The following is a 25,255-nucleotide window of genomic DNA, read 5'->3' as shown; positions in this document are numbered from 1 at the left end:
GGGGAAAGAGTCTTCCTGGGAAGGAGCTTTCCTAGGTTCGCCCTACCCCTTCATGTCGGTCTGTCCATGGGAGACTATGAGTGGCATGAGCCCACGCACGGACCGTTCCGGGGAACTCGCCGCGTTCCTCAAAGCGCACCGCAGCCGCCTCGACCCGGGGGACGTCGGCCTGTCCACGCCCGGGCAATCCCGCCGCGTCCCGGGCCTGCGCCGCGAGGAAGTCGCCCAACTGGCCTCGATCAGCACCGACTACTACACCCGCCTCGAACAGGGCCGCCTCGCCGGCGCCTCCCCGGTCGTCCTGGACGCCCTGGCCGACGCCCTGCGCCTGGGCGAGGACGAACGCAACTACCTCTTCCAACTCGCCAGCAAAACCGACCAGCGCCCCCGCAAGCAGACAGGGGCTGAACGAGTGCGCCCCCAGCTTCAGCAACTGCTGGACAACCTGCGCGACAGCCCCGCCCTCGTCCTTGGCCGCTACCTCGACATCCTGGCCTGGAACCCGCTGGCCACCGCCGTCTTCCGAGACTTCGCCCACGTGCCCCACCGCGAACGCAACTTCCTGCGCATGCTCTTCCTCGACCCCCAGATCCGCGGACGCTACACCGACTGGGCACCCCTCGCCCGGATCTGTGTCGGCTTCGTCCGCGTCACCACCAACGGACACAGCGAACCCAGAATCTCCTCCCTCATCGGCGAACTCTCCCTCACCGACGCCGACTTCCGTACCTGGTGGGCCGAACAGCACACCAGCTACGACACGACCGGCACCAAGCACCTCACGCACCCCGACACCGGCGACTATCCCCTCGACTGGCAGGTCCTGCGCACCCTCGACGAACAGCAACTGCTCATGGTCATGACCGCGCCGCCAGAGAGCAACAGCCTGGACGTGTTGCGCCGGCTCGCCTGCGCCACCCCCACCGACTCCGACACTTGAGCTCCGGTCTCGGTGACTGCCCCAGACCCGTATCACGCCATGGAGGTCACCCTGACCAAGCAACTGGTCATGGTGGTCCGCGGCATAGGGACACAGCAGTCCAGCGACTGTTCTGCCCTGGCTCTGTGCGCCGCAGGTGTTCCTCCGGCCGACATCCTCATCAAGCGTCGGGCTGGATTACCAGTGGATTGTCCTTGAGAGCCGACCATGCCTCATCGACGCCCGCCCACCTTCAGATGACGTCGCCGCCGACTACCGTCCTGTGACGAGCACTACGACTGCCAGCCCTGCCAGTCGTTGAGCTCGACGCGCTCCGTGCCACTTGCCGACTTTGGGCTGGTATCAAGAGCAGCCGGGGAGTTTTGCAGCAGGACTGTTGTACGAGAGCCGCCTTTTTCGCGCGCGCTCATCTGCCCGAGAAGGATGCGCACCGCGTGGTGCGCTGCGCACTGGGCGAACTGGCCGTCAGGTGGCCCGACATCGTCAGCCATTCCAACCCTGTCGCCCGGGCACGGACGCTGCTGAGCGCCTACATCCGCACCCAGCGCCCCGTCCCGCCGCCACTCAGCGACTGCCCACCCCTGCAGTACGACGCCCTGGTACTGAACTGCCTGCTCGACTGCAGCAGCACCGCGGCCGCCGAAGTCATGGGCCAGGACCCCAGCAAGATCCGCTACCTGGTCTGCTCGGCACCGTCTCAGTCCCGCACCGCCGCGCGCAGGCTGCGCCCTTCGCGCTGACCTCCCGGCCGGGGCGCGTCAACTGGGGTGGGCATGGTGGCGGCTGGTTGAGCGGCCGGAGGAAGCTCAGCCGGCCACTGCCTCCTGCTGCGGCTCGGCCGCAGCGGGCTCCGAGGCGGCCGTGGCGGTGTAGAAGACCGACGAGCCCTGCTTGGTGCGGTGAGCATGGCTCTTGGCGACCAGCCCTTCGAGGGTGGTGCGCACGACCGTGGTCTTCACGCTCCGGTCGGGGTGGGCCTGCGTGAGCGCGGCGGCGATCTCGGCAGCGGAGCGCGGCTCGCTCTCCTGCTCCAGGTGGCCGCGGATCAGCTCGACGAGGGTCGGCTTGGTGGCTGCCGTGGGTGCCTTCGCGGATGGGGCCTTGGCGGCGGGCTTCTTGGGTGCCGTCTTCTGCGCGCTGGTGGCGGTCGGCTTCTTGGGCTTGCTCTGCTTGGGCTCGGCGGAGGTCTGGTGAGGCACGGACGGTGCGGCCGCCGGGGTTGCCTCGGCGGCGGGACTTGCACTGCCGAGTGCCTGCTGCATGTTCACCAGCACGGTGTGGTCGTGCTGCAGGGCACGCAACTGCTCCTGCAGGGCTTCGATCTCCAGGCCGATACGTTCCTGTTCCTTGGTGTTGCGCTCAAGGTCGCCCGTCACCTGGGCGACGTACTGGGAGGTCAGTTCTGTGGAGTGGGTCTGGCTTTCGGGCATGGCATGGGCCTTTCTGCAGTCCGCGGGCACGGCGGTGAAAGCAGGAGCCATGTGCGCGAACGGATGGAAGTGGGTGTCCCGTCTGAGATGACCGGATCACCCGCAGGACACAACTGCCGCAGCATGCGGCAGTTTAGAGATAGTACGCACGAGGGCAACCGGATGTTCCTCTCGCGTGATGCCTCACTCTCCCCTTGCAGGGTGAGCAGCCGGCCGACGCGGGGCATGTGACACAGCTGCTGACCGTTGCGCTGTCACTGCCGAACCGCCGCGCGACCCACCCTGACCTGGCGAGACAGGCGCCAGGCGACTTCGCTGGTATCCCGGCAGTAGTGCCAGGCAGCCAGCGACCGTGAAGCCACCAGCCGGTCCAGGAACTCCTCGGCCTGGTGGGGTGAATGGCCGCACAGACGTGCGAGCACCTCCATAACTAACCCCCCTCTGAGCGTCACCAGAACTGCCGGAGGTTGAAGGTGCGCAGCGAGATGTGGTTCGCGGGCTCGGTCGAACTCCTGGCGTAGAGCAGCGGCATCGCCGTCCGGGTCGACCCGTACGCGGCGCTCCAGGCGAGCCACTGGTACGCGTCCCAGCCCCGCTCCATGCCGATGCCCACGCCGTCCTTGTGCAGGGTGGTCAGCGCCAGCCGGTGGTGGAAAGCGACGTCGTAGCGGGCCCGGACCTCAAGCGACTGCCGCTGATGCCGGTCGAACCAGTGCAGCGCCGACACACCGCGCTCGCTGGCGTGGTCGGAGTTCTTGTGCAGCGTGAGCAGCCGGTCGAGGTCGAGCGGCTCGTTCCGCATGAACCGGGCCATCTTTCCCTTCGCCTCCTCGACGGCCGCGTCCAGCGTCCCCCCGCTCTCCCATCGCGGGTCGGCGGGCGCGCCGGACCAGTCCGGGCCGAAGACTCTCTCCATGTCGCGCTCGACCGAGTCGCTGAAGGGATCGAGCGGCGTGAACCGGAATTCCGTCCGCGAAACAGTGTTGTGCCGCGCCAGTACCGTTCTCATGTCGTCCGCGTGCTGATCGAGAATGCGGAGAAGGTGCTCCAGCCTTCCTTCGGCCGCGTAATGCGTGAAGACGAGGGAATTCACCGTGCTCGCCGCCCGGTCGGTCGCCGTCTGCTGCGACACGTTGACCGTCCGCTTCCTCGCGAGCGAGTTGTCCAGCAGCGCGCCGACGAACGCCACCATACGGTCGGCGCCCGTCGGGCTGACGTGCTCGGGGAGAACCGGATTGGTCACCCCCGCCCGGTGGGCACAGAGCCCAATCTCCACGTCGAGGGCCGGCCGGTCCTCCAGCAGCACCGAGAGGAAGCGCGCGCCTTCCAGGTAGCGGTTGGCCTCCGGGTTGAAGGTCTCGCCCTGCCGGCTGAAGCGGAAGCCGGCGATCATAGCGGGGACCAGTGCCAGCATGCGCGACACGGTGAGGGCGCTCCGCTCGGGCCTGCCGAGCCGGTCCAGCAGCTCTCTCGCCTTGATGACCTCCTGTCGCGCGGCGATCTGGCCGCTGCAGGCGTAGATCACTGCCGCGATCGCCGCCTCCCACCGGCGCGGCCGTTTGAGTGCCAGCGGGTGAATTCCCGTCATCTCGTCCGGCGAAGGGAATTGCAGGTCGACCGAGTCCGCTTCCTTACGGATGGCGCACAGCTCCGCCAATTCACGCACGTCGATCACCGAACCGTTGAAACGGCTGAGCGTCTGCGACCTTGAGTAGTCCCAGAACGTCATCCTCTCGGTCATCCCGTCATTCCTTCCACTCGTCAGTCGCTGCGCCGTCCGCGCAGAATGAGGAAATATCCCGCGGCCGCGAGCGCGCCCAGCGCCGCGCTCGCGCCCCACAGGGCGGCCTGCCCCACGGTGTCCAGTGCGTAGCCCGAGACCGCTGGGGCGACGCACGCCGCCGCCGCCCAGACGAAGCTGTACATGCCCTGGTGGCGCCCGTGCGCATGGCCGGGCACCAGTTCGGCCACGACGGCCATGGAGGTCGGCGCCAGGAGGATCTCGCCGACCGTCCAGACCACCACGGTCAGGGCGTACGCCGGAAGCGAGGCGGCCCCGGCGGTCAGGCCCAGTCCTCCCCCCAGCAGCAGAGCGCCGAGAACCAGCGGACCCGCGGGGCCGTACCGGGCGATGACCCGGCCCGCGGGGAGTTGCAGCGCCACGACGAGCAGGGCGTTGAGACTGATGACCAGGCCGTAGTCGCGCGCGGTGTGGCCCGCTCCCGCCATGGTGAGCGGGAGCGCGGTACTGACCTCCTGCATCAGCAGCGCGACCAGGAAGGTCACGGCCACGAAGGCCAGGAACCGACGCCGCCGTGACCGGTCCCCGGCCTCCGCGACCGGGTCGGCGCTCGGCCGCCGTACCGGATCGGGCCGGGTCTCGGGCACCGCGGCGTACACGGTCAGCGCGCACAGCACGGTCACCGCCGCCTCGCCGAGGAAGAGCGGGAGGTAGCCGTGCTGCGCCAGTACCCCGGCGAGCGCGGCGGAGACGGAGACACCGATGTTGACGGCCCAGTAGGTGAGGGAGAACGCCCTGACCCGGGCCTTCGCCGGGACCACGTCCGCCACCACGGCCTGGACGACCGGCCGGGAGGCGTTGCCCGCCAGGCCGATCAGGCACGCGGTGACCGCCAGCGCCACCCGGCCGTGGGCGAACGCCAGCGCCCCCGTGGTGAGGGCGCTCAGGAGCTGGGCGCCCAGCAGGGTGGCTCGCCTGCCCAGCCGGTCCGCGAGGAGGCCGCCGCCGACCGCGCCGACCGCGCCGCCGACGCCGTAGAGCGTGGTGACGAAGCCGGCGAAGGACGCCGAGTAGCCGCGTTCCAGCGTCACGTACAGCGACAGGAACACGACTACGAAGCCGCCGAGTCGGTTGACGAGCGTGGCGGTCCACAGCCACCAGAACGCGCGTGGCAGCGCCGGCCTGGCGGCGGCCGCCTCGCGCGCCTCGCTCTGGGTATCGGTGGTCACGGTGGGACGGACTCCTCCGTTTCGGGCACCGGCACACCAAGGTGTGCCGGGCCCTCGTCGGTGACGGTCTACTCGGCGTCCGCGCTCATACGGCGGCCATTGCGTTGCCGATGTAGTTCGGCAGCCGGACGAGCCGGTCCCACAGGTCGTCCAGGCTGACCGGATAGCGCTCCCGGTAGCGTCGGGTGACCGCCTCCACCTCGGCCCAACTCGTCGGCCGGGTACCGCCGTTGTAGTCGGCCGCCAGCTCGTCGTAGAGCGGGGTGCCGGGGCGCAGGAAGAGCTGGTTGAGCCCGAAGTACCCGGGCAGCGAGGCGGCCCAGTCGACGACTTCGCCGCTCAGGCAGGACGGGTCGCCGGGCAGACCCAGCAGGATGAAGGCGAAGGGGGTGATACCGGCCCCCGAGAGCCTGCGGATCGCCGCGTCGATCTTCTCCGCCGAGACCCGTTTGCCGACGCCGGTCTCGGCGACGGCCGGTGACTCGGCGCCCAGCCACATGCCGTTGCATCCGGCGGCGGCCCACAGGTCGACGTCCTGCCGCAGGACCACCTCTGCCCGGCTCTGACCGCTCCAGCCGAGGCCGCCGCCGGCGAGTTCGGTGCACAGGTCCTTGTAGAAGGTCGGGTGCAGACCGAAGACGTAGTCGAGGAAGAACAGCGAGTCCACGCCGCGTTCGCGCATCGCGTCGATCTCCGCGAGCGTGCGCCCCACGGCCTGCGGGCGCATCCGCGTACCGAACGGCAGATGGCAGAACGTGCAGCCGTAGGTGCAGCCGCGCACCCCCAGCACCATGCCGCAGGGCCCGCGCTTTACACGGCCGCCGGTGAACGTCTCGGCGGTGTAGGCGGTCAGGTCCAGGAGGTCGTAGGCGGGCAGCGGTGCCTCGTCGAAGTCCAGCGGGAGGTACGTTCCGCTCAGCGGCAGTTCACCGAGCACGGGTCTGCCGCTCAGCAGGTCCCGGACGCCGTGCACCGCCGCCGCGTCCGCCTCGCCCCGCGCCACGTGGTCCACGCCCAGCTCGCGCCGTGTGGCGTCGGGCAGTTGGGTGGCGTGCGGGCCGACCGCGACGACCTTGGCGGCCGGCCAGGTGCGCCGTACCTGTTCCACGGCGGTACGCACCGGGTGCAGATCGAGCGGATAGCACTGGGCGCGGTCCGCGATCGCCGTGACGACGACGGCCACGTCCGCGTCGACAGGGGGTGCCTCGGCACTCAAACGGCGGTCCCAGACCGCGACGTGGACCCCGTCCTGCCGCAGCAGGGCCGCCGCGTTGGCGACGTCCAGGGGAAGTTGCAGGAAGTCACGCTCGAACTCGTCGTCGGCGACGACGAAGATGACAGTGGTCATGCCGGCTCCGGGGTCATGGGGGCGGATGGGGCAGCTGCCGTGGCGAGGGCGGGAGTTGAGGCCGGCGGCACTCGGGTGACGGTGCCAGTGCGCGCCGCCTCGTACATGGCGAGGACGGTCAGCAGGGCTCTACGGCCCTCCTCGCCGTCGACGGCGGGCGCCCGGCCGGCGGCGACCGCCTCGCAGAAGTCGAGGAGCTGGTCGCCGTGGGGCGAGGGGAGCAGGCCGCTGGCGTCCCGCCGCTCCGCGGAGGTGACCGGGCGGCGCTCGGCCGCCTGGTTGCCCACCCCGTAGGCGCCGTAGGCTGAGGTGTCGTCCCCCGGCGCGGCGGCGTGGAAGTAGGCGAGTTCGTCGTTGTCGATCACGGCGCTGCCCCGGTCGCCGTGGACCGCCAGGCGCGTGGTGCGCCCCGGGTACGCCGCGGTGGTCGCCAGCAGGGAGGTCAGGGCGCCGCCGGCATGCCGCAGGCTCGCGGTGACGACGTCCTCGACCTCGATGCCGCGGTGGCCCCGCAGGGCGGTGTGCGCGGTGACCTCCACGACCGGGCCCAGCAGCCACTGGATGAGGTCGACGGCGTGCACACCCTGGTTGAGCAGGGCGCCCCCGCCGTCCAGGGCACGGCTGCCGCGCCAGTCGCCCGAGTCGTAGTACGACTGGCCGCGCCACAGGGGGATTTCGACCAGTCCGGACGTCAGCGTGCCCAACTCCCCCGCGTCGAGGGCGGAGCGCAGCATCCGTGAGGCGGGGTCGAAGCGGCGCTGGCTGATGACGGCGAGGGTGCGTCCGGCCTTCCGTGCGCTGTCGATCAGCCGGTCCGCCGCCGCGGCGGTCACGTCGACGGGCTTCTCCACGACGACGTGTTTGCCTGCGGCCAGGGCCAGTTGACCCAGTTCGGCGTGGAGTCCGCTGGGTGTGCACACGCTGATGACATCGATGTCCGAGCGGTTCAGGAGGCTGTCGACGTCGGTCGCCTCGCTCCCGGTCTCCGCCGCCAGCCGGTGAGCGCGCTCCGGTGCGGACGAGGCGACGGCGACAAGTCGCGCCCGCGCGGCGAGCGGTGGGTAGGAGCTGAGCACCCGGGCGTGCAGACCGCCGATCACCCCGCAGCCGACCACGCCGAAGCGGAGCCTGCTCATGCGGCGCCTCCGCTCAGCTGTACCGCCGCGGCGGTGACCCGACCGCGCCCGAAGTGGCCGGCGAGGGCGCTGATGCGGTGCACGGGCCCCAGGTCGACCGGGGGCAGGGGCAGGTCGCCGAGGAGCCGCGCGACCGCGGTGCGCAGGGCGTTGTCCATGGGGGAGTCGTTCACCAGTATCTCCTGGCGGCCGGTGGGGAGTTGGGCCGTCAGCCGGTGGGTGTTGGCGGGCAGCCGGTCTCCGTCGGGGAGGGCGACGGGGTCCATCTCGGCCGTGAACAGCGCGCCACCGACCTGGAGTTGGGCGAGTCGCCGACGGCCGCCGGTGGAGTGTCCGAAGCCGACGGCCCAGTCGGGGGCGTCGGTCTCGCCCGGCGGGTCGCCGACGACCGAGGAGTACAGCTCCACCTCCACGCCGTCCGCGACCGTGGCCCGCTCCCGGGCGGCCGTGACGAAGTAGTCGTGATGGACGACGCCGCGCACGTCCTCGACCGGGCCATCGACGTAGGCGCGGTAGGCGTCGGTGGGCAACAGCCGGCTCAACACCGCGAGCATGTGCGGCCATTCGTAGCCGAAGACACCGTGGTCGCGGTCGACGAACCGGCCTGCCTCCATGTCGGCGCGCCGGTCCTTGCTGAAGGCGACGTGGACCGCCGTCACCGGGTGGGACGGCAGGTGCCGGCGCCGGAGGTCGTCCAGCAGGCGCAGTGCGTGGGCGTGCCGGTACTGGTTCATCACCACCACCCGTGCCTGCGGGTGCCGCTCCAGCAGATCCAGGAGGCGGGGTATGTCCTGCGCCCGGCAGGCCGGTTTCTCCAGGATGACGCGGGCCCGGGGATCGCGTTCCAGGACCGCCGCCAGGGCGTCGACGTGCGTCTGGGTGGGGGTGCAGAGCGACCACAGGTCAACGGGGGCCGACACGTCCGCCACGCCGGCCCAGTGCTCGACGGGGCGGCGGGTGTAGGCGCCGGCGGGCACGCCGGTCAGTGCCGGGTCCACGGTGCAGACGCGCAGGCCAGCGGCTTCCAGCAGTCGGTGGTGCAGTCGGCCGGCCACTCCGTAGCCGACGACGCACACGCGGGGCAGGTCATTCATGCGCGTCGCCCCCGTCCTCGGCGCCACCGGCGGCCGGCCCGGCGGTGTCGGCGAGATACGTCTCGTAGTAGGCGTCGTAGAGCCCGGCCTCCCGCACCACCTCGTCGACGACCCCCAAGTGGATCCCGGACGACAGCGTCGCCGCGGAGCGGCACAGGTGCTTGGCGGCGATCAGGGTGGCGGCGCGGTAGGCGTCGTAGCCGCGGTTGGGGATGCCCTCGTACGTGTACAGGTTCAGGGACCGGCCGTCGCCGAGGAGGACCGCCGAACGGTTCCCGGGCAGGGCGTAACGGACGCCCACGCCGGGGACGTCCGTCGCCGTGGTGGCGACGCGGCCCTCGCTGAGCAGGCTGAAGTCCCGGGTGGCGAAGCCGGCCAGCAGCACGCCGTCGGCCAGCAGTCCCAGGTCGGCCTCGGTGAGCGCGTCCTCGCCGGTGGTGCCGACGATCAGGAAGGGACGGATGTGGAGCAGGGCCTCATGGGCCGAGCGGCTGGTGTCGAACCCCTCCTCGGCGGCGCGTACAAGGGCGAGCGTGTCGGTGTCCACGACGGTGACGCGGCACCCGGTGGCGCGCAGTGCCCTGGCGATCCGGGCGCCGAGGGTGCCGAAGCCCAGGGAGAGCACACGGCGTCCCACGAACTTCTCCCCCGGCACTATGGCGCGCAGCCGCCGGACGCAGGAGTCGGCGATCTCGTTGTAGGCCAGGTGCGTCTTGACCTGGGAGCGCGCCATGTTGAAGACGGGCAGGTGCATGTCGTCGGCGGTCGAGATGCGTTTGAGGCCACTGACGGTCAACTCCAGTGCGGCGTCTGGCTGTTCGGTGACCAGCCGGTCGTGCGCGGCGCCGAGGGCGATGATGCCGCCGTCGTCGACGATCAGCACGCGCCTGCCTTCGGCGCGAGCCGTCCGGACGAAGGCGTCGACGTCGGCGCCCACGGCCCGGGCGTGGGCCACCTCCTCGTCGGTGGCGGTGCCGTTCACGACGGAGTTGTCGAGCGTGGCGCTGCGGTAGCCCCGGGAGAGGAACCACGCGTGCACGCGGTCCCGGCGTAACGTCTTGTCGCCCTTGTCCAGGGCGTAGATCCACCGCGGTGCGAAGCCGGCGCGTTCGGCGGCGAGCAGGAAGCCGACGCTGTTCTCCACGTAGTGGTCGCGGAAGATCAGGGCCCAGTCGGTGAAAGCGCTCTCCTCGGTGGCGTAGCGGCGCAGCAGCGGCATCGCCTCCCACAGCGTTGCCACCTCAGTCTCGCTGAAGGCGACGCCTTCGCTCCCCAGCGCCTCGGCCAGTGCCCCCGCGACCGCGGCCGGCCGCGGAGCATCCGGCCGCCCGCCCTCCGTGAGCACAGCGGCGCGCCAGCGCGGGGTGGGCGGGTCGCTGTGTTCCAGCGTGTGCGGCGCGGAGTCCGGCTCGGGTGTGAACTGCACCGTGACGAGACCGGTGCCGGTGTCCACGGTGTGCGCGTAGCCGCCGTCGTCGAGAGCGACCACCTCGTGGCCTTCCAGAGGCGGTTCGGCCGGGTCCGGCCATTGCCGCAGTCGCAGGCGCAGCAGCACGTCCGACGGCCAGTGTCCGCTGATCACTGCGTGGAGCCGCGGGGTGGCGCCGGTCCGCGACAGTCTGTCGCCGTTGGGGGATGTGCCCATTAGGGCGTCAAGCGTCATGTGCACACTCCTTCGTCACTCGCGTCCGGGTTTCCGGCATGGCGGGTGTCATGGTTGGGGTGACGGATATAGCGGCGAAGAATGAATGCCTTCAGCCGGGGGCCGGTACGCAACCGCGCCGGGCGGATTCGAGTCCTCATGGCCCGAAAGCCACAGCTGACCGCGGAGCGCTGCTAGGTTCCTTTCTCATGCCTGGCGGTTTCTCCCAGGCAGGCGTAACGGGGCAGCGAGAGCGACTTCGCACTGCCCGAATGCCCACTGCTTCGGACCGGTTGGATCATGCGCCTTGATCCGCACTGCATGATCATGTCGCCCGGTAAACAATGTCAACCATGGGTCGGGGCCGGTCCGTGTGTGCTACATGAATACAATTCCGACATTTCAGGGTGCCGGGATGCGGGACGCCCCGGATTTCACGGCCCCATGGGAACGGAGAGCCCCATTCCACAGAATGGCCAGTTCGCAATTCCCTCTGGCCTATTCCAGTCTCTGCGGCCTCTTCGCATGGCGCGTTACGCCTGCGGAAAGGCTGCCGAGCGGCTGACGTACTCCCGCTTGCGCAGACGCGCCGAGAGCCCCGAATTACTGCGGTAAACCTCAGAACAGTGGAAATTCCGATGACTGGCCGGCAAAGGGCGTCCGGGAAGCGGGGCGCCGGTCTGCCCGGCGCTCCCGCTCGGCCGGCTCGGTACTGCTGCTCGTACCGGAGGTTCGCCCAGCGTCCCGCGGCGATGTCCTCGCGGGCGCCCACGACCAGGTTCATGGTGAACAGGGTGTGGTCGACGCCGTTTCCGGCTATCTGCGCCAGGAGCACCAGGCCGTCCTGGTCGGGAGCCACCTGCCACTGGTCGGAGAACCCGCCGAGCTGCGCGACGGCGGAGGGTGCGGGTCCGCCGTGGACGCTCGCCTCGACGGCTGCCACGAAGCGGTCCAGCGAGCGACGACCACGGCGACGGTCAGGCCCTCCCCGCCGTCGTCGGGCAACGTGTAGGCGGCGCGCAGGTCGGCCGGGCCGAAGCCGGGGGTGCCTGTGCGGCCACGGCGCCGGACCGAGGAGTTCAAGAAGTTCCTGGCCAAACCGGACCGGGAGATCCCGCCGGGTCTCGACGTGCACCTGGTCCTCGACAACTACGCCACCCACAAGACTCAGGCCATCAAGACCTGGCTGATCGCCCACCCGCGCTTCCACCTGCACTTCACACCCGCCGGATCGTCTTGGCTCAACCTGGTGGAACGCTGGTTCGCAGAGCTCATGAACAAGAGCAGACAAAGCGAGGCGTCCACAAGGGTGTTCAGGTCCTGGAGAAGGACATGCGGACCTGGACCGCCGACTGGAACACCAATCCCAGGCCATGCGTCTGGACGAAGACCGCCGACGAGATCCTCGAACGCCTCGCCGGCTATCTGAAACGAATTCCTGACTCAGGACACCAGTAGTGCTGGCGCTGGTGCCGGCCCGAGGGCGGCCGCACTTGGCGCAGGGTGCCGGTCCAGCACCGCGGCAGGTCAGCAGGGTGTCGAGGGCCTGGTAGAGGGGTCGCACCGCTGCCGCTGCGGCGATCGATGCTGTGTGCCGAGGTGCGTGAGGCGCGACGAGATACCGGTGATGCAGGTCACATCCGCCAAGGTTGTTTGAGTTTGAACTTCCTGGCTAGTGTTCTGCCCCGTCAGGAAGTTCCAATTCAAACAACCTCGACTCGGGAGAACGTCATGCCCCGTATGAGCTTCACCGTTGCCGCCGCTATTGCCACCGCAGGTGCCGTCGCCGCTGTGCTGACCACCCTGCCCAGCGCGTCCGCCACGCCGAACGCGGTTGCTTCCCAGTCCACCACCAGCACCAAGCTCGGCACCGCCTCCTACCTGCCGCTGTCGGTGGCCAAGAAGGTCTCCGACATCGCGATGCAGAAGGGCCTCGAGAAGGGCTACCCGGTCTCCGTGACCGTCGTGGACCGTGACGGCGTGGTCATCAACCAGCAGCGTGCGGACACCGCGACCGGCGCCACCGTCCAGGTCAGCTTCGAGAAGGCCTACGCCGCGGCCGGCTTCCAGACTCCGACCGCCGACATTCAGAACTTCGCCAAGACCTCGCCCGGCTTCACCTACATTCCCGGCTTCAGCATTCTGCCCGGCGGTGTCCCCATCAAGGTTGACGGCAAGATCGTCGGCGGCATCGGTGTCTCCGGCGCCCCCACCGGCGAACTCGACGCCGACTTCGCCAACGCAGCGCTCGAGACCCTCAACTGACCACCGATCACCCCACCACGTGCCGCCCGACCGCCACCGGCCGGGCGGCACGGGCATGTGCGCACCAGGAGGCAGCTGCTCCGCGGACAGGGCAGTGGCGGTGACCCCTCGCCCTGTGCGCACAGAAGCCTGGCGGCACATATGCGCACCGGCAGCTGAGTCGGTCAAGCAGCCGACGGGACGCCGGCGGTGGGATGTAAGGGTGTCAACTCGCCTCGGGGCGGTGTCATGAGAGCGCTCGTGCTCCGCACGGGCCGTTACCGACAGGCATCGCCAGCAAGTGGCTGTTGGTCGACGCCGCAGCAGGGCGCGGCGCTCGCGCTCGGTCGTGCCTTGCACGTGGTGACCTGCGCGGTGCACCCGCCCACCTGCAGCGTCTCCCCGCCACGTCCAAGCACTACGCCTCGGCACCGAGCCCGCCCGAAAGCCATCGCACCGCGCCCCACTGGGACGGTTGCCCGATGTGGCACACAGCCATGAAGCGAGTCTGACCGCCAAAGTCGGCTCCATTCGCATCACCGCATGCCCGCCAGTGCGTTCGCTGCGACCGAGCCCGCTTCGTCGCAGGCGGAACCTGGAAACCGCACACACGCAAACAAGTGGTTAAAATTGGAACCACGGGAGGCTCGGGGTAGCGAGAACGGAAGGGATGCCGATGACCGACACGAAATGGCTGGACGAGCGCGAGCTGACCGCGTGGAGAAACTTCTTGCTGGTGAACACGCTGATCGAGCGCCAGGTCGAGCAACAGCTCAAGGATGACGCGAAACTCTCCCACCAGCAGTACGAGGTCCTCAGCCGCCTCGCCGACGCGCCCGACGGCGAACTGCGCATGACCGCGCTGGCGGATGTCGCTCTCACCTCGAAGAGTGGCCTGACCTATCAGGTCACACAGTTGGAGAAAGCCGGACTCGTGCGCCGCCGTTCCTGTGCCGGCGACGACCGAGGGGTCGTGGCCTCGCTCACGGAAGAGGGAATGGAAAGGGTCCGCGCTGCCGCACCCGGACACGCCGGTCTCGTACGCGAGTTGTTCCTCGACAGCCTGTCCGATGAGGAGTTCGACGGCCTCAGCAAGGGCCTGAACGCCCTCGTCGCCCGGTTGGCGGATTCAACGGGCCACCCCTCCTGACCGGTCACCTCGAGTATCCCGGTCCTGAGGAGGAAGAGGGCATTCGGTGCACGGTCGGGCGTCGCGTTCGAGGGTCTCGCCCGAGCCCGTGCGGCCGGACCAGAGCCGTCCTCAGCCTGCCGTACAGCGACGCGCCCGACCCTACGCACCGTCCTCACGTCCGACGGCGCACGTGGCTGGCGTCTCCCGCCGAGGCGGCGGGGAGACGCCGGGCGATCCCGCTCCGCGAACCTCCCATGGGCACGAGCGCGCGACCCGTTCCTGGCTTGTTGAGGTGTCATGCGTTCAGGTGACGAGGAGGCTCGCTCCGGCATGAGCGAGGGCGGTGTGCAGTTCGGTGTTGGGAGCACGGTCGGTGATGAGGGAGTTGAAACCGTCGATGCGACAGACGCGGTGCGCCGCAATGCAGCCGAACTTGGTACTGCAACGGTGCTTGCCGTGACGGCTGGACACTCGCGGAAGAAGCCGGGCACACGGGTCCCGATCGCATCCACCGGCTGCTGAACCGGATCGAGTGGGATGCCGACGAGGTCCTGAACGACGTGCGCGACTACGTCGTGGAACACCTCGGAGACCGCGAGGCAGTCCTGATCGTCGATGACACCGGCTTCCTCAAGAAGGGCCTCGCCGATGAGGCGTACGCCCCGCCCCTGCTCGACCCCGACTACTTCGCTGAAGATCAGGACGTCTGTACGGTGCTGTCCGGCATCGCGGCGGCACGCAAGATCGCCAGGTCTGGTGCGACCAATGTCGTAGTGCACCCTGCCGGGGATCCCACGGTCTGCCACCGAAACAGCCATTTCAGGCGCGTCGAGTGGACGATGTCAGGACGTGCCGGTGCGCCCAAGCTGACCGATACACCCCGTCGGCAGGGACGACGACGCGGTCGGCGGCTCCGGGCATCGCTCGGAGCATCGGCGGCTGCTCCCGCCGCGGACCGCAGTCACCGGCGAGAAGAGGCAATCATGTCCATCTCCAGCGATGCTCGTGCGTCCCGAGCGTCAAGAGTGTTGCCGCGCCCCTGGAAGACTCGCGCTCTGGCGGCCATGGCCGTCGCGGTCTGTCTGACAGTGACGAGCTGTGCCGCCGCAGACGGCGACGGCGCCAGCGGCTCCCAGAGGCCGAAGGGCGACGCCGACCTGGCTGCGGCGAAGAAGGTCGTCGACACCTACTCCAAGCCCACGGCCTTCCCCGTTGATCAGCCGCTGGCCCGAGGACTGAAGCCCGGTCAGCGTATCTCCTTCATGCAGTGCGCTTCCCCCTTCTGCGCGCTGCTGGACCAGCTCTACGGCATGGGCACGAGCACCATGGGCATAGCGCCGGTCGACACCGTCAAGAGCGGCAGCTCGGCCGACGCCGTGCAGAGCGCACTCTCCTCGATCACCGCCGACGACCCGGTCGCACTGCTGCTGCCCGCCGTCAACCTCGGCTCGGTCGGCACGAGCATCAAGAAGATCAAGCAGGCGGACATCCCCGTCGTCGGCGCTGGCGTGATGGGAGGCCCCAAGCAGGGCATCGACGCACCGATCAACGGGCCGCTCAACTACGAGCGGCAGGGCACGATCCTCGCCGACTGGGCCATCGTCACCGGAGGCGGCGACACGAACATCGTCTGGTACGGCAACCCGGAACTCGACTTCACAAAGGTCTCGACGGAGGCGTTCACGAAGGAGCTCAAGAAGAACTGCCCGGGATGCACGGTCCGCTACGCCGACATCCCCCTGTCCGCGATCGGCACCACCGCGCCCAGCCGCGTGGTGAGCGATCTCCAGGCCCATCCGGACACTGACATCGCCCTCTTCAGCAGCCTGGAGACCGCCACCGGCCTGGCCCCTGCGCTGCGCAGCGCAGGCATCACCGACGTGAAGATCGCCGGCTCCGCACCCGTGCCGGCCAACCTGCAGGACATGAAGAACGGCGGCATCGATGCCGCGGTCGGCCTGGACGCGGGCGTTCTCGCCTTCACCCAACTCGACGCGGCCGTGCGCCTGGCCACCGACCAGCCCCTCACCGACGCACAGAAGGCCGGCGAGGTACCCCTGCAGCTGATCACCAAGGAAGACCTTCCCGCCGACGTGAGCAAGGGCTTCTCGGCCTACCCGGACTTCGTGCAGCGCTTCTCCAAGCTGTGGGCCAAGGCGAGAAGGGCACACTGATGGGCAACTCCGCTTCGCAGGGCTCCCGCACCCTGCCGGATGGACCGGCAACCACCGACTCGGGGGCGAACAAGGACCGTCCCGACGGTGTGCGACCGCTGCTGCGCGTTCAAGGACTGTCGAAGTCCTTCGCCGGGACCAAAGCCCTGGACAGCGTCGGCTTCGAGGTGAATCCCGGTGAGGTCGTGTCGGTCGTCGGACAGAACGGCTCGGGAAAGTCCACGCTGGTCAAGGTATTGGCGGGCATCCATACGCCCGACCCGGGGGCCGAGATCGAGCACCAGGACATACGGTTCATCCACCAAGACCTCGGCCTGGTGCCCGGTCTGTCGACGATAGAGAACTTGGACATAGCCCGGCCGCTCGGGCGGAGGGGCTTCCGGCCGGCCAAGGCACGCGAGGAGCGTCAGGCCGCGGAGAAGATGATCCGGCGGTTCGGCGGCGACTTCGACGTCACCGAGCCGATCGCTGCGATCGCGGCGGCCGAGCGGACCATCGTGGCCATCGCCCGTGCGATGAGCGACTGGTCACCGACGGGCAACGTCCTGGTGCTTGACGAGCCAACGGCGGCACTCGGCGCGGCCGAGGCCGATCTGCTCTTCGACGCCGTGCGCAGGGTGGCCGCCGAAGGCGCGGGAGTTGTCTTCATTTCCCATCACCTGGACGAGGTGCTCGGGCTGTCCGACCGAGTCGTCGCACTCCGGGACGGCAAGCTTGTGGCCGACGTACCGGCGGACGAAGTCGACCACGACCGGCTGGTGGCCCTGATCGCGGGAAGCGAGTTGGCCGAATTCCGGATGGAACACGCCGACGAGCGGGGCCGTCTCACCCTGCAGGCACGTGGCCTGGTCACCGACGTCCTGCGCGGAGTGGATCTCGACCTCCACGAAGGCGAGATCGTCGGAGTCTGTGGGCTGCTCGGCTCAGGGCGCGAGCATGTGGCGGGTGCGCTGTTCGGCGCCATCGACCGGCACGCCGGTTCGGTGACCGTGGCTGAACGTGCCCTGAAGGCCGGCGACCCCGCTCGCAGCATCCGGCACGGACTGGCCTACGTGCCCGCCGACCGGTTGCGTCAGGGCGCCGTCATGACCATGACGGCGACGGAGAACCTGACCCTTCCCTGGCTGCGCCCGCTGCGCAGCGGGCTCGGGCGCCTGAACCGGGCCGCGGAACGGGGAGAGACCAGGGCCTGGACGGATCGCGTCGCGCTGCGCCCACCGCAGCCGGACCGGCCGCTGGGCCTGTTCTCCGGTGGCAACCAGCAGAAAGTCGTGATGGCCAAATGGCTGCGCATGGCCCCTGCGGTGCTGCTGTTGGACGAGCCCACCCAGGGCGTCGACGTCGCCGCCAAGGCAGCGATCCACGAGCTGATCGCCGAAGCCCGGGCGGCAGGCACAAGTGTCCTCGTCTCCTCCACGGACACAGGGGAAATCCTCGATCTCTGCGACCGGGTCCTCATCCTGCGTGAGGGCAAGGTGAGCGCCGAACTAGGCCGGCACGAGCTCAGCGAGGTCCGCCTGATCAGCGAAAGCATCGGGCTGCCCGCGACGTCCGCACCCAGCGACCCACTTGATTGAGATGAGCCACATGACCGTGATTGATGACACCGAGACGCTCACCGAGCGCCCGTCACCCCAACGCGCCCGCCCGCGCCACCGACTGCGCGAGGCACTGTCCTTCCGCAGCATCAGCGCCGTCTACATCTTCGCCGCGCTGTTCCTGCTGTTCTCGATGTGGGTGCCGGACACGTTCCTCGACTGGGACACCTGGAAAGCCATGCTGGACGACCAGGCCATCACGGCACTGACCGCGGTCAGCCTTGTCATCCCGCTGTCCGCGGGTGTCTTCAACCTGGCGATCGGGTCCCAGGTCGCCGTCGGTTCGATCCTGTCGGCGTCGCTGCTGTCCCGGCACCTGCCCATTCCCGCCTCGGTCACGCTCACACTGGTCGCGGGCGCCGTCATCGGCCTGGCGACAGGACTGCTGATCGTGCGCGCGCGGATAGACTCCTTCATCGCGACCCTGGGCATGTCCTCAGTGCTGCTGGCGATCACGACCTGGATCTCCGACGGCCAGCAGATCCTCGATCTCGGTGCCGCGTACCAGGAACTCGCCACGGGGCAACTGTTCGGCATCACCTACCCCGTCTACTTCCTGGTGATCGTGGCGCTGGCCGTCTGGTACGTCCTCGAACGCACCCCTGCGGGCCGACGGGTCTACGCCACCGGCGGGAACATCGAGGCCGCGCGCCTGGCCGGTGTGCGGACCTCCACCACGATCGTGCTGTCGCTGATCGCCTGCGGGGTAGTCGCCTCCGCCGCAGGCACTCTGGTCTCCTCCCGTCTGGCCACGGGGGACCCGAGCATCGGCCCTGGCTATCTGCTGCCCGCGTTCGCCGCAGCGTTCCTGGGATCGACCCAGTTCCGTGGCGGACGCTACAACGTGTGGGGCACGGTCATCGCCGTGTACGTCCTGGCGACAGGCGTCAAGGGACTGCAATTGGCCGGAGCCCCGGTGTGGATTCCGGACCTCTTCAACGGGCTGGCGCTGCTCCTCGCCGTCGGGATGGCCGTGCGGCGGGGCGCCACGGGCCGTACCTCGGCGATCACCCGGTTCATGCGGCGCCGGAAAGCATCACAGGAGGCATGACTCCGCTGAGGCCGCTCCCGCACAAGGGGCGCCCGCAGCGGCCCCCTGCAGGAAGGCGAACGGGCGGGGAACACGCCTGTTGGGCGAGGGAGCGGGCGAACACCGGTGAGCCGAACAGGTCCGGTGTTCGCCCGCCTGCCGTCCATGCCCCGGCTCAATCACAGCAACGCGAATCAGCCTTCCTTCGCGACCAGGGTCTGCTCAGCCCAGATGGTCTTGCCGCCGCCCGAGTACCGGGTCCCCCAGGCCTGGGTCAGCTGGGCGACCAGGAACAGCCCACGGCCCCCCTCGTCCGTCGTCCGGGCACGGCGCAGATGCGGAGAGGTACTGCTGCTGTCGGATACCTCGCAGATCAGGGTCCGGTCCTTGATGAGGCGCAGCCGCGCCGGTTGTGCCCCGTACCGCAGGACGTTGGTGACCAGTTCGCTGACCACCAGCTCCGTCGAAAACTGCAAAGCGTCCAGATCCCACCGCTCCAGCTGCTCGGCGACCATGGCACGCATGTGTGAGACCTGCTGAGGATCCTCGCTGATGTCCCACGTGGCGTATGCGTCGGGATTCAGTGCACGGGTGCGGGCGAGCAGCAGCACGGCGTCGTCCACGGGGGAGGGGGGGACCAGTGCGTCAACCGTCTCCCGGCACATCTCCTGCAGCGTGCGCTCTCGCTGAGGGCGGCTGACGAGGAGACGTAGTTGCCGGAGCCCGGATGACAGATCACGGCCGGAGCCCTGCTGGACCAGGCCGTTGGTGTACAGCACCAGGAGGGTCCCCTCCGGGAGCGTCACCTCGGCGGACTCGAAGGGCGGGCCTCCCAGCCCCAGCGGCGGGCCGACCGGCGGATCCGCGAACTCCGCCGTACCGGACGGCGAGAGGACCAGGGGCGGCATGTGTCCGGCGCTGGCGAAGGTACACCGGCGCGAGACCGGATCGTAGACCGCGTACAGGCAGGTGGACCCCGCCGCGCCCTCCGCTTGCGCTGCGGCCGTCGGCGCGTCCTGCGAGTAGGCCCGTTCGCTGTCGAGGGACATGCTCTGCTCGTCGTCCATACGTCGCACCGCGTCATCGAGATGGGCGAGCAGCTCCGGGGGCTCCAGATCGAGTTCCGCCAGCGTCCGTACCGCGGTACGCAGCCGTCCCATCATGGCCGCGGCGGGCAGATCGTGTCCCACCACGTCCCCGGTGACCAGCGCCACGCGTGCTCCGGAGAGCGGGATCACGTCGTACCAGTCGCCCCCCAGACCGAGTTCGCAGGCCGCCGGCCGGTAGCTGGCGGCCACGTCTACGGCGGAAGAGCCCGCCTCGGGGTGCCCCAGCAGGCTGCGCTGCAAGGCGAGGGCAGTGGCGCGCTCGCGGCTGTAGCGGCGGGCGTTGTCGATGCTCACGGCGGCGCGAGCGACAATCTCCTCTGCCAGCAGGAAATCGTCCTTCTCGAACTGCTCCCGCGTCGTGCCGCGGGCAAAGGTGACCACTCCGAGCGTGATTCCTCGCGTGACGATCGGTACGTACAGGTGTGAGTGGCCGCCCGGCTCATCGGCCGCCCCCCGCTCACCGACACTCGTCATGGTTGCGCCGGTGCTGAGCGCCCGTTGCTGCACCGGGCCGAAACCGCACCCGCACACCGCGGCGACGCCTGGGCGCGGGCGGGGCAGCTCCGGTCGTACGGCGGCACAGCGCAGGACGGAATGCGGGCTCACACGCCCGGGAGCCGGGGTCCCGCCGTCGAACACCTCCTCCAGGAGGTGAACGCAGGTGATGTCGGCGAAGAGAGGAACCGTGGCACAGGCCAGGTCCAACGTCGTCTGACGAAGGTCCAGGGTGTTGCCGAGACGACTTCCCACCTCCGTCACGAGCCCCAGCCGCTCACGAGCGTGAACGCGTTCCGTGATGTCGAGAATCGCTTGCGCCACCGCGAAGACCTCACCGTGGTGGTTGCGCAGGGGGAACATGGAGTCGGCCCAGACATGCTCGTGGGAGGGGTCGGCCGGGGTCATGCCCCGTACCTCATCTGTGCGTGGCAGCCCGGATTCCAGCACTTCGCGCTGCCGCCGTTCCACGGCCTCGCCTTCGATGCCGGAAAGCGTCTCACTGGTGGTGCGGCCCAGACGCTGCTCATCGGCCAGGCCTGAGACGCGTTGCAGTTCGCTGTTCTGCAGTACACAGCGCAGATCCGCGTCATAGACGGCGAGAGCGACCGGCGCCCGGTGCAGAAGTGCGTCGAACAGAGCGGCGTGGTAGTCGGGATCGCCCCGTCCGCGATCCACGGTGAGGCGGACCAGCCACTGACGTCCCTCGTCCGCGCCCAGCAAGACGGTTGCCGACAACTGCCCGGTCAGGACGCTGGCGTCACGATGGCACAGCGCCACCGGACAGGGTCCGAAGGCTGTTCCCGTAGCGCGCTGCAATCCGCCACTGATTCCTGCCGCAGAGCCGGCCAGCAACTCCTCGAACGGACGGTTCAGGATGTCACAGGCCCGATGGCCAAGCAGTTCCTCCGCCTGCGGACTCCAGGCGACGACCCTGCTGCCGGCGTCGAGCACAAGGGTGGCCTCTGGAGCAGACCGGGACGTCGGCGCCGTGGACTCGGACGGTGAGAGCTGAGATGTCATGGGAGCCGGCCGCATCGCGGCGGGTTTCCGCCGTTCACGCAGAGCATGTGTAGGAAGCCTCCCTGCTGTGTCTATCCAGAGCATAGGCTTCCTGCGCCATCCCCTCCTCCTCGGCCGCATGAATCCATGCGTGACCGAAATGACCGGTCTCCTTGGTGCTCCGGGTGCCGCGGAGCCGGTGGACGCGTCCTGATCGCCGCCGCGCAGACGGCCGCCGTGCGGGGACCATCTGATCCAGCCGCTCGCACGACAAATGTCCGGTCGGCAGTGTCCGCAACAGCCGGGCCATGTGCCGTCAGTAGGACGATCTGCCCGGGCCTGCCCCCCACTTGACTGGAGCGACCTCCTATCGGAGGTGCTGAGTTGAAGCGTCCAAGGGGCAACCGTGAGGACCAGCCGGATCTCCGACGGCAGTGTGACCGCGCTGCTCGTCGTCGATGACGTCCGCGTCCGTGAGGCGATGAGGGACCTGTTGTCCGCAGCGGCCGGATTCCGGCTGGTCGCGGCGGTCGCCGATCCTGCCGAGGCCGTGGAACAGGCCACCCGTCATGCACCAGACATCGGCATCGTGGATCTGTGGTCCACCGCCGATGACGTATCGAGAGGATTGAACGTGGTCACGGCTCTATGCCGGTACGAAGTGGCGGTGCTGGCGCTGACTCCCAGGGAGCGGATCGGCGCTCTGGCCCTGGAGGCAGGAGCCGCAGCCTTCGTCGACAAGGGATGTGGACCCGACCAGGTCCTGGAGGCAGCCCGCAGCGTCGCCGGGGCCCGCAGCCGCGTGCCGGCGGTTCCGCGGGGCGAGATCCGGGCGGACCCGGCGTGAGCGGCACCCGGCCGGGCTTCGCCCCGGCGCCGCTCCGGCTCGGCGAACGGATCATCTACCCGGAGTCGCCCCGGTGGAGGGACGGCGCACTGTGGTTCTCCGACGTGCACGACTATGCCGTCAAACGCATAACCCCGGACGGCTCCGTGGACACGGTCGTCGGCGTATCCGGCCGTCCTGCCGGCCTGGGCTTCCTGCCCGACGGCCGACTGCTGATAGCCAGCGCCCTCGACCGGTGCCTGTGGACGTGGGACGGGGAGGCCTTGACCCTGGTCGCGGACCTCAGTGGTCTGACCCGCGGCCTCCTCAACGACATGGTCGTCGACGGCACCGGACGGGCGTTCGTCGGCGACACCGGCTTCAACCTCATGGCCGGTGAAGATCCCCGCCCCGGTCAGGTGATCCTCGCGGCCGAGGATCCCCGTACGCGCGCATTCAGGACCAGGGTCGTGACCCGTGACGTGGTCTTTCCCAACGGGGCGGCCGTCTCCCCGAACGGCCGCGTGTACTGGGTGGCCGAGACGGCTGCCCACCGGGTCTCCCGCTTCCGCGTCACTCCCGACGGCGATCTCGTGGAACGGTGCACCGTCGCCGAGCTGCCCGACATGCCCGACGGCCTCTGCCTCGACGAGACCGGCGCCCTGTGGGTGGCCCTGCTGCGCCGAGGCGAGTTCCGACGCATCGGCGCCGACGGGACCACGACCGACGTCGTGTCCGCGGACGGCCGACTCGCCGTGGCGTGCACGCTCGGCGGCCACGACCGGCGCACGCTCTTCCTCTGCTCGGCCGACACCACCATGGCCGACCTCGCACGCGGCGTGAGCACCGGGCTGATCCACACCCTCACGGCGCCGCCCGGCGCCGGCTGGCCCTGACCGCCGCCCCCAATTCCTCACCCCCGCACCCGACGCACACACCACCCGCACACCGACAAGGAGTTCCCATGCCCCAGATCATCAAGGGCGCGACCACGCCCAGAGCTGCCCGCGTCACCGACGACCGGGTCAGAGAGACCGTCGCGGGCGTCATCAGCGACATCCGCACCCGGGGAGACGAGGCGGTGCGCGCTTACTCGGAGAAGTTCGACAACTGGTCGCCCGCCTCCTTCCGGCTCACCGAGGACGAGATACGCCGCATCGCGGCGGGCGTGCCCGAGACAACGCTGGACGACATCCGCACCGTCCAGCGCAACGTGCGCGAGTTCGCCAAGGCACAGCGCGACTCGATCGGCGACTTCGAAGTGGAGACCCTGCCGGGGGTCTTCCTCGGCCAGCGCAACATCCCCGTCAGCGCGGCCGGCGCCTACGTGCCCGGTGGCCGGTATCCGCTGGTGGCCTCCGCCCACATGACCATCGTGACCGCGAAGGTCGCCGGAGTGGAACGCACGGTGGCCTGTACCCCGCCCATCAAGGGTGAAATCCCGGCCGCCACCGTCGCCGCCATGTCCCTGGCGGGCGCCGACGAGATCTACCTCCTCGGCGGCGTGCAGGCGGTGGCCGCCATGGCGGTCGGCACCGAGACCATCGGGCGTGTCGACCTGCTGGCCGGCCCGGGCAACGCCTACGTCGCCGAGGCCAAGCGCCAGCTCTTCGGCGAGGTGGGCATCGACCTGTTCGCCGGCCCCACCGAGGTCCTCGTGGTCGCCGACGAGTACGCCGACCCCTTCGTGGTCGCGGTCGACCTGCTCTCCCAGGCGGAACACGGACCGGACTCGCCCGCCGTGCTCATCACCACGTCCGAGCAGGTCGCCCGGCAGGCACTGGAGCACATCGGCACCCTGTTGCCCACGATGTCCACCCAGGACTACGCGGGCCCCGCCTGGCGGGACCACGGACAGGTTATCGTGGTCGCCCACCTCGACGAGGCGTACGCCGTCGCCGACGGTTTCGCCAGCGAGCACGTACAGATCCTCACTCGGCAGCCTCGGGAGGCGCTGGATCGGATGAGTCAGTACGGGGCGCTCTTCTTGGGCGAGGGCACCTGCGTCTCGTACGGCGACAAGGTCATCGGCACCAATCACACCCTGCCCACCCGGGGCGCGGCCCGGTACACGGGCGGCCTGTGGGTCGGCAAGTACCTCAAGACGGTCACCTACCAGGAGGTCGTGAACACCGACTCCAGCGCCGAGCTCGGCGAACTGTGCGGACGGGCAGCGCGTGTGGAGTCCTTCGAGGGCCACGCCCGCTCCGGCGACGTCCGGGCGGCGAAGTACGCGGGTGCCGACCTGCCGTGGGCCCCGGACGTCTACCGGGCCGCGTCGGCATGAGCGTGCTCGACGGCCGTACGGCCTTGGTGACGGGAGCCGGCAACGGCCTGGGGCGCGCTATCTCGCTCGCCCTGGCCGGCGCCGGGGCGCGAGTGATCCTCACGGGCCGCACCCAGGACAAGCTGGACCAGGTGGCGAAGGAGATCGGCGGGCGCGGAGGCTTCGCCCGTACGGCGCTCTGCGACACCTCCGATCCGGCCTCCGTGGAACGGCTGCGCGCGGAACTCGACGGCGAAGTGATCTGCACACTCGTCAACAACGCCGGCGTGGCCGGGCCGGTGGCTCCGCTGGTCGACATCGACCCCGAGGACTGGGACGACGTGTTCGCCGTCAACGTGCGGGGCGTCTTCCTTGTCTGCCGCGCGTTCCTGCCGCCCATGATGGCCGCCGGACGCGGAGACGTGATCAACATTGCCTCGGTGACAGGCAAGCGTCCCCTGGCCCGCCGGACCCCCTACGCCGCCTCGAAGACGGCAGTCCTCGGACTGACAGCAACCCTGGCCTACGAGGCCGGCCCGCACGGAGTGTCCGTGAACAGCCTCTCACCGGGGCCTGTCCGCGGGCCGCGCATGGAACGCAACTTCCGCTTGGAGGCCGAGCGGACGGGCACCGACGCCGCTGCCGCGGAAGAGGCCTTCGTGTCGCGTTCCGCCCTGGGCCGGATGGTCGAGGAGGACGAGGTCGCCGCCGCCGTGGTGGCCATGCTGCAAATGCCCGGGATGACCGGTGCCGATGTGGACCTCTCGGCGGGCATGATCGCCCGCTGAGAGGCCGGATCTCGGTGTGACAGGACGTCGG

Annotated in this window: 21 protein-coding genes and 3 pseudogenes; 14 read left to right on the top strand and 10 right to left on the bottom strand. The window is 69.5% G+C overall.

Annotated elements, in window-relative coordinates; all coding sequences use genetic code 11:
• Window positions 1-85: 85 nt before the first annotated feature.
• Entirely contained in the window at window positions 86-940 is an 855-nt protein-coding gene (locus tag ACFZDJ_RS28295) for a helix-turn-helix domain-containing protein (RefSeq protein ID WP_391062890.1), read from the top strand.
• Window positions 941-1,374: 434 nt separating this feature from the next.
• Window positions 1,375-1,680: a hypothetical protein gene (locus ACFZDJ_RS28290; RefSeq protein ID WP_391062888.1), complete on the top strand. Its 306-nt coding sequence runs from the start codon at window positions 1,375-1,377 to the stop codon at window positions 1,678-1,680.
• A gap of 66 nt (window positions 1,681-1,746) precedes the next feature.
• On the opposite strand, the gene ACFZDJ_RS28285 is transcribed toward ACFZDJ_RS28290, so the two are convergent.
• The 7 genes from ACFZDJ_RS28285 to ACFZDJ_RS28255 all read right to left on the bottom strand — a co-directional run bounded on the left by ACFZDJ_RS28285 (window position 1,747) and on the right by ACFZDJ_RS28255 (window position 10,581).
• A complete protein-coding gene (locus ACFZDJ_RS28285) occupies window positions 1,747-2,370 on the bottom strand; it encodes a hypothetical protein (protein WP_391062885.1) in 624 nt (207 codons plus the stop codon).
• 448 nt (window positions 2,371-2,818) lie between these two features.
• A complete protein-coding gene (locus ACFZDJ_RS28280; protein ID WP_391062882.1) occupies window positions 2,819-4,111 on the bottom strand; it encodes a hypothetical protein in 1,293 nt (430 codons plus the stop codon).
• 20 nt (window positions 4,112-4,131) lie between these two features.
• Window positions 4,132-5,340: an MFS transporter gene (locus tag ACFZDJ_RS28275; protein ID WP_391062880.1), complete on the bottom strand. Its 1,209-nt coding sequence runs from the start codon at window positions 5,338-5,340 to the stop codon at window positions 4,132-4,134.
• A gap of 85 nt (window positions 5,341-5,425) precedes the next feature.
• The gene (locus tag ACFZDJ_RS28270; protein ID WP_391062877.1) at window positions 5,426-6,688 is read right to left on the bottom strand and encodes a radical SAM protein; all 1,263 of its coding nucleotides are present in this window, start codon (window positions 6,686-6,688) and stop codon (window positions 5,426-5,428) included.
• Complete coding sequence (locus ACFZDJ_RS28265) at window positions 6,685-7,824, bottom strand: Gfo/Idh/MocA family protein (protein WP_384925805.1); 1,140 nt, start codon at window positions 7,822-7,824, stop codon at window positions 6,685-6,687. Before ACFZDJ_RS28265 ends, ACFZDJ_RS28270 begins: the two co-directional genes overlap by 4 nt.
• Entirely contained in the window at window positions 7,821-8,918 is a 1,098-nt protein-coding gene (locus tag ACFZDJ_RS28260; RefSeq protein WP_390941155.1) for a Gfo/Idh/MocA family oxidoreductase, read from the bottom strand. Before ACFZDJ_RS28260 ends, ACFZDJ_RS28265 begins: the two co-directional genes overlap by 4 nt.
• On the bottom strand, window positions 8,911-10,581 hold the full coding sequence (locus ACFZDJ_RS28255; RefSeq protein WP_384925809.1) for a hypothetical protein: 1,671 nt from the start codon (window positions 10,579-10,581) through the stop codon (window positions 8,911-8,913). Before ACFZDJ_RS28255 ends, ACFZDJ_RS28260 begins: the two co-directional genes overlap by 8 nt.
• Window positions 10,582-11,356: 775 nt before the next feature.
• On the opposite strand from ACFZDJ_RS28255, the gene ACFZDJ_RS28250 reads away from it, so the two are divergent.
• The 3 genes and pseudogenes from ACFZDJ_RS28250 (at window position 11,357) to ACFZDJ_RS28240 (ending at window position 12,825) form a co-directional block, all read left to right on the top strand.
• On the top strand, window positions 11,357-11,572 hold the full coding sequence (locus tag ACFZDJ_RS28250; RefSeq protein WP_391062872.1) for a hypothetical protein: 216 nt from the start codon (window positions 11,357-11,359) through the stop codon (window positions 11,570-11,572).
• Between the two features lie 48 nt (window positions 11,573-11,620).
• Window positions 11,621-12,018: pseudogene (locus ACFZDJ_RS28245) on the top strand (transposase); the annotation flags it as partial.
• 273 nt (window positions 12,019-12,291) lie between these two features.
• Window positions 12,292-12,825 (top strand): heme-binding protein, encoded by a 534-nt coding sequence (locus ACFZDJ_RS28240; RefSeq protein WP_391062869.1) that lies wholly within the window; start codon window positions 12,292-12,294, stop codon window positions 12,823-12,825.
• 216 nt (window positions 12,826-13,041) lie between these two features.
• Here the strand turns inward: ACFZDJ_RS28240 and ACFZDJ_RS28235 are convergent.
• Window positions 13,042-13,158, bottom strand: a pseudogene (locus ACFZDJ_RS28235) (WhiB family transcriptional regulator); the annotation flags it as partial.
• A gap of 322 nt (window positions 13,159-13,480) precedes the next feature.
• Between ACFZDJ_RS28235 and ACFZDJ_RS28230 the strand changes: the two are divergent.
• A complete protein-coding gene (locus ACFZDJ_RS28230; RefSeq protein ID WP_391062866.1) occupies window positions 13,481-13,954 on the top strand; it encodes a MarR family transcriptional regulator in 474 nt (157 codons plus the stop codon).
• A gap of 285 nt (window positions 13,955-14,239) precedes the next feature.
• Here ACFZDJ_RS28230 and ACFZDJ_RS28225 read toward each other — a convergent pair whose 3' ends face one another.
• A complete protein-coding gene (locus tag ACFZDJ_RS28225) occupies window positions 14,240-14,407 on the bottom strand; it encodes a hypothetical protein (RefSeq protein WP_391062863.1) in 168 nt (55 codons plus the stop codon).
• Here ACFZDJ_RS28225 and ACFZDJ_RS28220 point away from each other — a divergent pair.
• The 4 genes and pseudogenes from ACFZDJ_RS28220 to ACFZDJ_RS28205 form a co-directional block, all read left to right on the top strand.
• Window positions 14,392-14,580: pseudogene (locus ACFZDJ_RS28220) on the top strand (transposase); the annotation flags it as partial. The gene ACFZDJ_RS28225 and the pseudogene ACFZDJ_RS28220 overlap by 16 nt on opposite strands.
• 195 nt (window positions 14,581-14,775) lie before the next feature.
• A complete protein-coding gene (locus ACFZDJ_RS28215) occupies window positions 14,776-16,110 on the top strand; it encodes a substrate-binding domain-containing protein (protein ID WP_391063370.1) in 1,335 nt (444 codons plus the stop codon).
• Window positions 16,110-17,687, top strand: coding sequence for an ATP-binding cassette domain-containing protein (locus ACFZDJ_RS28210; protein WP_391062860.1), 1,578 nt, complete (start codon window positions 16,110-16,112; stop codon window positions 17,685-17,687). Before ACFZDJ_RS28215 ends, ACFZDJ_RS28210 begins: the two co-directional genes overlap by 1 nt.
• Window positions 17,688-17,697: 10 nt before the next feature.
• Complete coding sequence (locus tag ACFZDJ_RS28205) at window positions 17,698-18,759, top strand: ABC transporter permease (protein ID WP_391062857.1); 1,062 nt, start codon at window positions 17,698-17,700, stop codon at window positions 18,757-18,759.
• A 173-nt stretch (window positions 18,760-18,932) separates the two neighbouring features.
• Here the strand turns inward: ACFZDJ_RS28205 and ACFZDJ_RS28200 are convergent, their stop codons facing one another.
• Window positions 18,933-21,365 carry a SpoIIE family protein phosphatase gene (locus tag ACFZDJ_RS28200; protein WP_391062854.1) on the bottom strand — a complete coding sequence of 811 codons (2,433 nt, stop codon included), beginning with the start codon at window positions 21,363-21,365 and terminating at the stop codon, window positions 18,933-18,935.
• Window positions 21,366-21,750: 385 nt separating this feature from the next.
• Between ACFZDJ_RS28200 and ACFZDJ_RS28195 the strand changes: the two genes are divergently transcribed.
• The 4 genes from ACFZDJ_RS28195 to ACFZDJ_RS28180 all read left to right on the top strand — a co-directional run bounded on the left by ACFZDJ_RS28195 (window position 21,751) and on the right by ACFZDJ_RS28180 (window position 25,224).
• Window positions 21,751-22,191, top strand: coding sequence for a response regulator (locus ACFZDJ_RS28195; protein WP_391062851.1), 441 nt, complete (start codon window positions 21,751-21,753; stop codon window positions 22,189-22,191).
• On the top strand, window positions 22,188-23,066 hold the full coding sequence (locus ACFZDJ_RS28190; protein WP_168516154.1) for an SMP-30/gluconolactonase/LRE family protein: 879 nt from the start codon (window positions 22,188-22,190) through the stop codon (window positions 23,064-23,066). The genes ACFZDJ_RS28195 and ACFZDJ_RS28190 overlap by 4 nt, the downstream gene beginning before the upstream one ends.
• A 68-nt stretch (window positions 23,067-23,134) precedes the next feature.
• On the top strand, window positions 23,135-24,457 hold the full coding sequence (gene hisD / locus ACFZDJ_RS28185) for a histidinol dehydrogenase (RefSeq protein ID WP_391062848.1): 1,323 nt from the start codon (window positions 23,135-23,137) through the stop codon (window positions 24,455-24,457).
• Window positions 24,454-25,224: an SDR family NAD(P)-dependent oxidoreductase gene (locus tag ACFZDJ_RS28180; RefSeq protein ID WP_391062845.1), complete on the top strand. Its 771-nt coding sequence runs from the start codon at window positions 24,454-24,456 to the stop codon at window positions 25,222-25,224. The genes hisD and ACFZDJ_RS28180 overlap by 4 nt, the downstream gene beginning before the upstream one ends.
• Window positions 25,225-25,255 lie beyond the last annotated feature (31 nt).

Origin of the sequence: Streptomyces sp. NPDC007896 (assembly GCF_042959425.1) — a bacterium.
Taxonomy (GTDB): Bacteria; Actinomycetota; Actinomycetes; order Streptomycetales; family Streptomycetaceae; genus Streptomyces.
This window is presented reverse-complemented; position numbering and strand designations above follow the sequence as displayed.

Excerpts from the sequence above, each read along its gene's own strand:
- ACFZDJ_RS28295 (WP_391062890.1), top strand. The coding sequence starts at position 86 with ATGAGCCCACGCACGGACCGTTCCGGGGAACTCGCCGCGTTCCTCAAA.
- ACFZDJ_RS28285 (WP_391062885.1), bottom strand. The coding sequence starts at position 2,370 with ATGCCCGAAAGCCAGACCCACTCCACAGAACTGACCTCCCAGTACGTC.
- ACFZDJ_RS28280 (WP_391062882.1), bottom strand. The coding sequence starts at position 4,111 with ATGACCGAGAGGATGACGTTCTGGGACTACTCAAGGTCGCAGACGCTC.
- ACFZDJ_RS28270 (WP_391062877.1), bottom strand. The coding sequence starts at position 6,688 with ATGACCACTGTCATCTTCGTCGTCGCCGACGACGAGTTCGAGCGTGAC.
- ACFZDJ_RS28265 (WP_384925805.1), bottom strand. The coding sequence starts at position 7,824 with ATGAGCAGGCTCCGCTTCGGCGTGGTCGGCTGCGGGGTGATCGGCGGT.
- ACFZDJ_RS28260 (WP_390941155.1), bottom strand. The coding sequence starts at position 8,918 with ATGAATGACCTGCCCCGCGTGTGCGTCGTCGGCTACGGAGTGGCCGGC.
- ACFZDJ_RS28255 (WP_384925809.1), bottom strand. The coding sequence starts at position 10,581 with ATGACGCTTGACGCCCTAATGGGCACATCCCCCAACGGCGACAGACTG.
- ACFZDJ_RS28240 (WP_391062869.1), top strand. The coding sequence starts at position 12,292 with ATGCCCCGTATGAGCTTCACCGTTGCCGCCGCTATTGCCACCGCAGGT.
- ACFZDJ_RS28230 (WP_391062866.1), top strand. The coding sequence starts at position 13,481 with ATGACCGACACGAAATGGCTGGACGAGCGCGAGCTGACCGCGTGGAGA.
- ACFZDJ_RS28215 (WP_391063370.1), top strand. The coding sequence starts at position 14,776 with ATGTCAGGACGTGCCGGTGCGCCCAAGCTGACCGATACACCCCGTCGG.
- ACFZDJ_RS28210 (WP_391062860.1), top strand. The coding sequence starts at position 16,110 with ATGGGCAACTCCGCTTCGCAGGGCTCCCGCACCCTGCCGGATGGACCG.
- ACFZDJ_RS28205 (WP_391062857.1), top strand. The coding sequence starts at position 17,698 with ATGACCGTGATTGATGACACCGAGACGCTCACCGAGCGCCCGTCACCC.
- ACFZDJ_RS28200 (WP_391062854.1), bottom strand. The coding sequence starts at position 21,365 with ATGACATCTCAGCTCTCACCGTCCGAGTCCACGGCGCCGACGTCCCGG.
- hisD (WP_391062848.1), top strand. The coding sequence starts at position 23,135 with ATGCCCCAGATCATCAAGGGCGCGACCACGCCCAGAGCTGCCCGCGTC.
- ACFZDJ_RS28180 (WP_391062845.1), top strand. The coding sequence starts at position 24,454 with ATGAGCGTGCTCGACGGCCGTACGGCCTTGGTGACGGGAGCCGGCAAC.